The following is an 8,267-nucleotide window of genomic DNA, read 5'->3' on the forward strand; positions in this document are numbered from 1 at the left end:
TCCTCCAATATGTAGGTATCTTTTATTGATATTAATTTAACCCACTCATGTGTATTTGCTGTGAACTTTTTGATTTAATTCAAATATTTTTTCAAATTAAAAATAAATTCAACTCCATCTTCCTTATTATGAACTTTTATAGTTGAATGATGTAAGTCTAGGATTGTTTTTACGATTGCTAAACCTAAACCTGTTCCACCATTTTGTCTGTTTCTAGATTCATCAATACGATAGAAGCGATCCCAAATTTTATCAATTTTATCAGCAGGGATTGGATTACCTTCATTAAAAATAGAGATATTTACATTATCCCCTTCATCTAATAAATTCATTTTTATAACACTACCTGGGTTCCCATAATGGATTGCATTTGATAGGATATTAATAATTACTTGTTCTATTTTTCTTTTTTCACCTATTACGAGCGTATCCTCATCAAGATTAAAATTGAAATGACAATGAATATTACTATTTTCAAACATGCGAATAATCACATTTTCTATGCAATCCACAATTAAAAAAGGTTCACTTTTTAGTGTATATGTTCCTGATTGAAGTTTGGAAAGTTCTAACATATCGACAACTAACCCGTTCATCCGATCAACTTCTTCAAGGATTACATCTGCATAATAACCATTTTTTTCAATATTTAATCCATCTTTTAAACCTTCTGCATAACTTTGCACAATACTTAATGGCGTTTTAAGCTCATGAGATACTCCACTAATAAACTCTTTTCTTATTTGTTCTAACTGTTTTTCTTTTTCAATATCCTTCATTAATTTAACATTTGCCTGCTGTAAATTTTCAATCGTACTAGCTAAATTCTCAGATAATGAATTTATTGATTTGGATAATTGTCCAATTTCATCATCGGATTGAATATCAATTTTCTCGTTAAAGTTTAATTTTGCTAATTGATCTGTTACAGAATTCATTTTCAATAATGGTTTCGTAATCAATTTCGAATAGTAAAAAGAAACGATCACAATCAGCAATAAAGCAATAATAAAAGCGTAAATATAAAAATCTTTTAAAACGTACATCGCTTCATTTACTGGTTGTAGGGAAGTAATGGCAAAAATAACTTCTTTTGAACCTTTATTCGTATTAATTGGGTAAATAAAAACTTTATTTTCTAATCCATTTGCGCGGTCTAAGTAACGATAAATTAACGGGAAATCCTCCTCAGAATAGTTAGAAAAATCTTCATTACTCTTTGCCCAATCAGTTATTGCACCCATTAATGAGTTCATTTGAGCTGAATATGTATATTGATTTGCAATTGGTAAATGTAAATTAACAACTTTCCCTTTAATTTCAATATTCACCAATTCCTGAAGATTATTTTTAGTTGACAGTTGAATCGTGTTAGAAGGTTGATTTTCCTCTTGCCAAACACCCATATTCGTTTTTATATAAAGTGGAATAAAATAATCATCTTGAACATAACCTCGGATTGTAATCCTTGAATTTTCTTTAATATTAAGCCCTAAAATACTGTCTATTTGATCCGAATATAATAAATTATTTAAAGGTACATATACCTTTTTTCCTTCATTCGTAAGGACGGTTAAATCAAAATTATTCTCAGCTTTTAATACGCCTCTTTTATCTAAAACTGCTAAAGTTGTATTGTATTTGGAATATAGTTTAGATAGCTCTTGTTGAAACTGATTGTTGTTAAATTTACCCGCTTTATAACCTTTAGCAAATTGTGTAAGTTCCTCTGTTACAATATTTACTTTCTTATTCGTATAAAAAGATTGCATAAAGATTGATTGACCAACAAATACAATTAATAAAAATATAACTAATAATAACGTTATGGATAAAAAAAGTTTACGGACTATACTATTTTTCATTTTCTACTCCTCAAACTTATAGCCTACTCTAATAACTGTTGCTATATGCTTTGCTTTGTCTCCCAATTTATGTCTAAGTTTTTTTATATGTGTATCAACCGTTCTTCCATCACCAAAATAATCAAAACCCCAAATATTATTTAATAATTGATCTCTTGTTAATACGATGCCTTTATTATCAATTAAATAGCATAGTAATTCGAACTCTTTATTCGTAAGTTGTAATAATTCATTATTTATTGAAGCTGTCCTTGACGACGTATTGATCGTAATTCCACAAATCGTTTTAGATTCTTTATCATCTTCTTTTAAATCAGCCGTTCTTCTAAGTACACTTTTTGCTTTCGCTACTAGAATCTTAGGACTGAATGGCTTTGTCACATATTCATCTGTTCCAATATCAAAACCAAGTAATTGATCTTCTTCTTCTGAGCGAGCAGTGGTCATAATGATTGGAATACTTGATTGCTCTCTAATTAACTTACAAACTTCCCATCCATCTAATTTTGGTAGCATTAAGTCTAAAATAATTAAATCTACTTGATTTTCGTTAAATTTCTTTATACCTTGTTCTCCATCTTCTGCTTCGATTACAGTAAATTGATCGTTTTCAAAATACTCTTTTACGATTTCTCTTAATCTTTTTTCATCTTCAATGATTAAAACTGTCGGGTTCATATTTTTTTCCTTCCATTAAAATTGATAGATATTAGAACTTTTACCTAAAATAAAATGTCCTTTGTTTCCTGATTTGAATTAATATTCTAAAGCAACTATCTATATATTCGCTTAAAATTGTGATAAAATCATATGATACTGCACTAATTTATTATTGTTTGAAAAGGAGCTAGAAAATGAGTTTGGTCATTATTGTACTAGCCTATTTAATCGGATCTGTACCATTCGGTTTAGTAGTTGGAAAAATATTTTACGGAGTAGATATCCGTCAACACGGTAGTGGAAATCTTGGTGCGACAAATACATTCCGCACATTAGGTAAAAAAGCAGGTATTATTGTAACACTTGGAGATATTTTAAAAGGAACACTAGCAGCTTCATTACCTGTATTATTCCATTATCATGGAATTCACCCATTAATTATCGGTCTAGTTGCTGTTATTGGACATATGTATCCAATATTTGCCGGATTTAGAGGTGGTAAAGCGGTAGCAACCTCTGCAGGGATCTTATTATATGCATCACCACTACTTTTTGTCTGCTTAATCATTATCTTCGCAATTAGTTTAAAAACAACAAAATATGTTTCACTTTCGTCAATGTTAACAGCATTTTTAGGTACAATTTTAGCTTTTATAATGGAATACACTGGTCTAATTAAAGACAATGGGTACATCATAACTTATATTTTAATCGTACTTACAATCTTTGTCGTATATAAACATCGTCCAAATATAAAACGAATTAAAGACAAAACAGAACCAAAAGTAAAATTTTAAAAGCATGATTAGCTAAAGATTAGAGAATGAAGATGAATGATCTCCCTCTCTAATCTTTTATTTATTCATGCTCTTATTGCTTCTTCTAACCTTTAATCTTGCCCCATCGCCTTCTCATATGCTTCATACCAGTCAGGGAACACCTTCTTAAATTTAATCGGTCTAAATGTTTCTTTATGAACAACGACGTGTGTTGAATTTCCTATACAGCAAATATCCCCTTCTTCATTAAGGATTTCATATTCATAAATCACTTTAAGTGGTGTGAGTGATTTTACTTTTGTTTTTACTATAGCAGTCTGTCCATAACGAAGACTCTTCTTGTATGAAACATTCAAATCAATCACTGGAGAAATAACACCTTGTGATTCCATTTCTGCATAATTAAAGCCCAAATCTTTTATTAATTGAGTACGTCCAATTTCAAACCACACTAAATAATTTGCATGGTAGACAACACCCATTGCATCTGTTTCTACATATCTTACTTCAACTAATTTTTCTGAAATAAACATAAAGTCACCTCTTATTCTTCTACAGAATACTTTACCAAAAAATTAATAATTGTTCTATTTTTTAACTTATCCTAAATGTTATAATTTTCTTATAATAATCTAATGATTTTCTAACATTAGAAATTAGGAGGTCGAACTTCTTGAAGGTTCTAGTAGGCTCAATCTTAATCATCCTTCTTTTTTTATTCGGAGTATGGCTTCTTCTTTCTCCAACATTTGAAAAAATTGGCGAGAAATCAGCGAAAGTAAAAAATATTTTAAAGGATAAGGGGGACAAAAATAATGGAAATTCGTCCAAATGAAAAAAAGAAATCATTATTCAATCGTAAACTAATTGGAGGAATCATCGCGGGTATTGCGCTGATCTTAATCACAACAATTCCAACATTATTTATTGAAAAAATAACACCTGGTTATGTAGGAGTTGTCTACTCACCAAATGGAGGAATACAGAAAAACACATTATCACAAGGTTGGAATTTCGTTGGTTTATTCGATAAAGTAACCGAGTATCCAGTCCGTCTTCGTACAGTAGAATATAAAGACGTGGCATTAGCTACTTCAGACGGTAAAAGAATCGAAATGGATTTATCCTATACATATAAAATTGACCCTTCTAAAGTAGTATCCATGTTTAACGAGTTTGGACCTGTGTCGATCGAGGAAATTGAGGAAACATATTTAAAGAAACGTCTACAAGATGCAGCACGAATTGCAGTATCAAAATACACAGTTTTACAATTATACGGCGAGAAATCAAGTAATGCCTCAGCTGATATCGAAACAATCTATAAAGACGATGTAAAAGTACTTGGATTCTTTGTTGAAAATTTAACACTAGGAACGCCAAAACCCGATGCAAAAACGCAGGATGCAATTGATGCACGTGTTCAAGCTGCCCAAGAAAATGATCGTAAAAAAATTGAACTAGAAACGGCTAGAATTGAAGCAGAAAAGAAAAAAGTAGAAGCAAAGGCTGATGCTGATTCACAACTAATCAGAGCACAAGGTCAAGCAAAAGCGAACCAAGTAATCCAACAAACGTTAACCAATGAATTAATTGAATACAAAAAAGCAGAAAAATGGGATGGAAAACTCCCTACTGTTTCAGGAAGTAACTCAAATATCATTCAATTCCCACTTGATCCAAATAGCGATAAAGAATCAAAAAAATAAATATTCGTGCTAAAAAACCTAGCTTTCGGCTAGGTTTTTTATTTTCAATTTGCTTTTCCACCTATTCTCTTCTAATCCAAACTCTTTGGCATATATTTAATAGAGACGAATATCTACGTTTAATGGAAGGAGATAAACTTGATGCAAATTCATGTTGTAAAAAGTGGAGAAACAGTAATGAGTATTGCAGATTTTTATGGAGTTGAACGCCAAGCACTCATTAATTCAAATGCTCTTGTAGCTCCTTATAAAATAATAAAAGGTCAATCGCTTGTTGTACCAACTACAGGAAATGAATATTTTGTTCAACCCGGTGATAACTTATATGATTTAGCTTTAACCTATGGTGTAACATCAAGTCAAATTGCAACTTTAAGTGGAATTAGTCCATATGCTACATTAAATGTCGGCCAAAAGCTACATCTTCCACCACGAAAAAAAAGAAATATCGAATCAATTGGCTATTTACAACCTACTTCAAACCCAATTAAACCAGCACTTGAAGAATCGGCTCGAACAGAAAGTAAGTTTTTAACCTATTTAGCACATTTTAGCTTTGATGCGAAAAGAGATGGTACATTAACAGAACCACCACTTGGAAACATTCCTCAAATCGCAAGGGATAATCGCTGTATATATATGATGGTTGTCTCTAATCTTGAAAATGGACAGTTTTCAACATCACTCGCAACCGATATATTACAAAGTCCAGCAGTTCAAGATAAATTGATAAATACAATTATTAGTACTGCTAATAAATATGGATTTAGAGAAGTAAATATAGACTTTGAAGACGTTGCCTCAACTGACCGTGTAGCTTATATTAATTTTTTAAATAAAGTAAAATCAAGACTGCCTCAAGGATTCATTTTGAGTGCTACATTAATACCTAAAACAAGTTCAAACCAAAAAGGTAGATTTTACGAAGCTCATGATTATGCTAACATAGGTAGAGTTGTGGACTTCGTTGTCATCATGACATATGATTGGGGCTGGCAAGGCGGTCCTCCTATGGCCGTATCACCTATTGATCAAGTTCGTAAAGTAATCAACTATGCAAAGACCGTAATTCCTGTACCAAAAATTGTAATGGGTCAAAATCTATATGGATTTGACTGGAAAGTTCCATTTAAACAAGGTACCATGGCTAAAGCATTAAGTGCTGAAGCTGCGACAAATTTAGCAATTCAAATGACAAACGAAATCCTTTTTGATAACAAAGCAAAAGCACCTCATTTCCGATATACAGAATCAAATGGTCAAAAACATGAAGTTTGGTTCGAAGATGCAAGATCAATTCAAGCCAAGTTTAACTTAATAAAACAAGAGAATATACGTGGGATCTCGTATTGGAAATTAGGATTACCTTTTATTCAAAATTGGGAGCTTCTTGAAGCTAATTTTAATGTAGTTAAAAGAGCATAAAGAAAAGCTAGGTATTTATGAGGCTAACTCAAAATACCTAGCTTTTTTTAATTAGTCATTTGTATTATTAAATGCTTGCTCGTCTTTTAGTTCACTTTCTAATGCTGCTATAGCTTCCTCGCGACGTTGATTTTTAGCTAATGCATTTTGACGATCTTGCTCATTTCCGAATTTCATAGAAGCTTCTGCTTCGTTAATATTTTCCCTCGTATTGTTTATATTATCTTGAATTTTTCTTGCATTATCACTACGATCATCTGGCTTTGGTGTATTTGTATATTCCATCATAAATCACTCCAATTCAAAATTTGTTTTTGTGTTTTTGATTTTACCCGTTATCTACAATTGGTTGTTTGCCAGTAGGATCTTTATACTGCATTTGTTTACCCTTATTCCCACCAGCTGCTTTGTTTTGAGTACCTACATGATTTGGTACAAAATCTTTAGGATGTTTTTTTGGATTTCCCATTTTATCGCCCCCTAGCGATAGTATGAGTTTTGTTGCTGTAAATATGTAAAAGGAAATTAAAAAATGACCAATTTTGACAACAAAAAAAGAAGGAAATAATTCCTTCTTTTGTATAAACAAAATTTGATTTTTATAATGACTAATTTACTCCGCTTTAGCTTTTCTTTCTAAACGTTCTTCTAGTCGATCATATATTTTATTCAAAGCTTCTTCATCATTTAATAGTGAATTTTTATTTTCTAGAATTAATTCTTGAAACGATTTATGTCTTTTCTTTCTCAAAACAATCACCTCTTCTTTTTATGTTAGTATTGCCAAAAAAAAGAGTTTTCTTACATTTTAGTAAATTTTTTCTTATTTTAAAAATGCATTTAATTGTTTTTCAGTTAATGGTCCAATTTGTTTAAAAACTACTTCTCCATTCGGATTAATAAAGTATGTAGTTGGTATTGAAATTACACCATATTTACGAAAATTATCACCGTTTTCATCAATTAAAATTCGATAATTCATACTATTTTTATTAACAAAATTCTTGATAAAGTTTAAATCCTTTTTCTCGCCAATATAATCCGCAACACCAATCATTTCAATATCCTTATGCTCTTGATGGAATTTCTCTAATGCTGGTATCTCGTCTTGACAAGGAGGGCACCAAGTAGCCCAAAAGTTTAAGATTACTTTCTTACCTTTAAATGAAGACAAATTAACCTTCTTTTCATCCAAAGTCATCAATTGTATATCAGGTGCCTGCTGTCCAACTTGAACACCTAATTTTTCAATTGAAGCAATATAAGCATCATTATTGTTACTGACTTTTTTCTCTTCTTCTTTTTTCTCATATAATTGAAAAATTGAATACCCTAACGCTACAAAAAGAATCAGCAAAGGAATTACTTTTTTCATACAAATCACCCTTTTAATGAACTATCTCTATTTAACCATAATAAATACAAAAGTGGAACATGCTCACATATGTTCTTAGACAATATCTCTTTGGATTATCTTTTAACTACTATTTTCCATTCAAATTATCTTAATATAGATCCACTTTCATTATATTTTTTACAGGAATGGCCTATTAATTCGTAATTTTTTTATCCATTTAGTCCATTTAAGTGTTAGGTTGATCGCTTCAATCCGATTAATTACTGATATTCTGATTTTAATTGTGATTTTACAAATTTAATTGCGATAACATCATTTTAATTGCGATTAACGGTTTTTATTTGCGATAACATCATTTTAATTGCGATTACTGGTTTTTATTTGCGATGACACCATTTTAATTGCCATTACCGGTTTTTATTTGCGATGACATCATATTAATTGCCATTACTGGTTTTTATTTGCGATGCCA

At 30.8% G+C, this 8,267-nt stretch carries 11 protein-coding genes; 4 read left to right on the forward strand and 7 right to left on the reverse strand.

What is annotated here, in order from left to right:
* Positions 1-74: 74 nt before the first annotated feature.
* Both BM319_RS05115 and BM319_RS05120 read right to left on the reverse strand, forming a co-directional pair.
* Entirely contained in the window at positions 75-1,865 is a 1,791-nt protein-coding gene (locus BM319_RS05115; RefSeq protein WP_069032378.1) for a sensor histidine kinase, read from the reverse strand.
* A gap of 3 nt (positions 1,866-1,868) precedes the next feature.
* The gene (locus tag BM319_RS05120; RefSeq protein WP_069032377.1) at positions 1,869-2,543 is read right to left on the reverse strand and encodes a response regulator transcription factor; all 675 of its coding nucleotides are present in this window, start codon (positions 2,541-2,543) and stop codon (positions 1,869-1,871) included.
* Positions 2,544-2,719: 176 nt separating this feature from the next.
* Here BM319_RS05120 and plsY point away from each other — a divergent pair, with 176 nt between their 5' ends.
* On the forward strand, positions 2,720-3,322 hold the full coding sequence (plsY, locus tag BM319_RS05125; protein ID WP_069032376.1) for a glycerol-3-phosphate 1-O-acyltransferase PlsY: 603 nt from the start codon (positions 2,720-2,722) through the stop codon (positions 3,320-3,322).
* Between the two features lie 92 nt (positions 3,323-3,414).
* Here plsY and BM319_RS05130 read toward each other — a convergent pair whose 3' ends face one another.
* Complete coding sequence (locus BM319_RS05130; RefSeq protein ID WP_069032375.1) at positions 3,415-3,837, reverse strand: acyl-CoA thioesterase; 423 nt, start codon at positions 3,835-3,837, stop codon at positions 3,415-3,417.
* A 140-nt stretch (positions 3,838-3,977) separates the two neighbouring features.
* Between BM319_RS05130 and BM319_RS24570 the strand changes: the two genes are divergently transcribed.
* From BM319_RS24570 to BM319_RS05140, 3 genes are all read left to right on the forward strand, one after another.
* Positions 3,978-4,139 carry a DUF8570 family protein gene (locus tag BM319_RS24570; protein WP_165347184.1) on the forward strand — a complete coding sequence of 54 codons (162 nt, stop codon included), beginning with the start codon at positions 3,978-3,980 and terminating at the stop codon, positions 4,137-4,139.
* A complete protein-coding gene (locus BM319_RS05135) occupies positions 4,120-5,013 on the forward strand; it encodes a prohibitin family protein (RefSeq protein WP_069032374.1) in 894 nt (297 codons plus the stop codon). Before BM319_RS24570 ends, BM319_RS05135 begins: the two co-directional genes overlap by 20 nt.
* A 138-nt stretch (positions 5,014-5,151) precedes the next feature.
* Positions 5,152-6,438: a glycosyl hydrolase family 18 protein gene (locus BM319_RS05140; protein WP_069032373.1), complete on the forward strand. Its 1,287-nt coding sequence runs from the start codon at positions 5,152-5,154 to the stop codon at positions 6,436-6,438.
* Positions 6,439-6,489: 51 nt separating this feature from the next.
* Here the strand turns inward: BM319_RS05140 and tlp are convergent, their stop codons facing one another.
* The 4 genes from tlp to BM319_RS05160 all read right to left on the reverse strand — a co-directional run bounded on the left by tlp (position 6,490) and on the right by BM319_RS05160 (position 7,813).
* Positions 6,490-6,723: a small acid-soluble spore protein Tlp gene (tlp, locus tag BM319_RS05145; protein ID WP_069032372.1), complete on the reverse strand. Its 234-nt coding sequence runs from the start codon at positions 6,721-6,723 to the stop codon at positions 6,490-6,492.
* Positions 6,724-6,766: 43 nt separating this feature from the next.
* Positions 6,767-6,907 (reverse strand): acid-soluble spore protein N, encoded by a 141-nt coding sequence (locus BM319_RS05150; RefSeq protein WP_069032371.1) that lies wholly within the window; start codon positions 6,905-6,907, stop codon positions 6,767-6,769.
* Positions 6,908-7,051: 144 nt separating this feature from the next.
* A complete protein-coding gene (locus tag BM319_RS05155; RefSeq protein ID WP_082459651.1) occupies positions 7,052-7,189 on the reverse strand; it encodes an FbpB family small basic protein in 138 nt (45 codons plus the stop codon).
* A gap of 72 nt (positions 7,190-7,261) precedes the next feature.
* On the reverse strand, positions 7,262-7,813 hold the full coding sequence (locus BM319_RS05160; RefSeq protein ID WP_069032370.1) for a TlpA family protein disulfide reductase: 552 nt from the start codon (positions 7,811-7,813) through the stop codon (positions 7,262-7,264).
* Between the last annotated feature and the right edge of the window lie 454 nt (positions 7,814-8,267).

The organism is Bacillus sp. UNCCL81, assembly GCF_900112535.1.
Taxonomy (GTDB): domain Bacteria; phylum Bacillota; class Bacilli; order Bacillales; family Bacillaceae_G; genus Gottfriedia; species Gottfriedia luciferensis_B.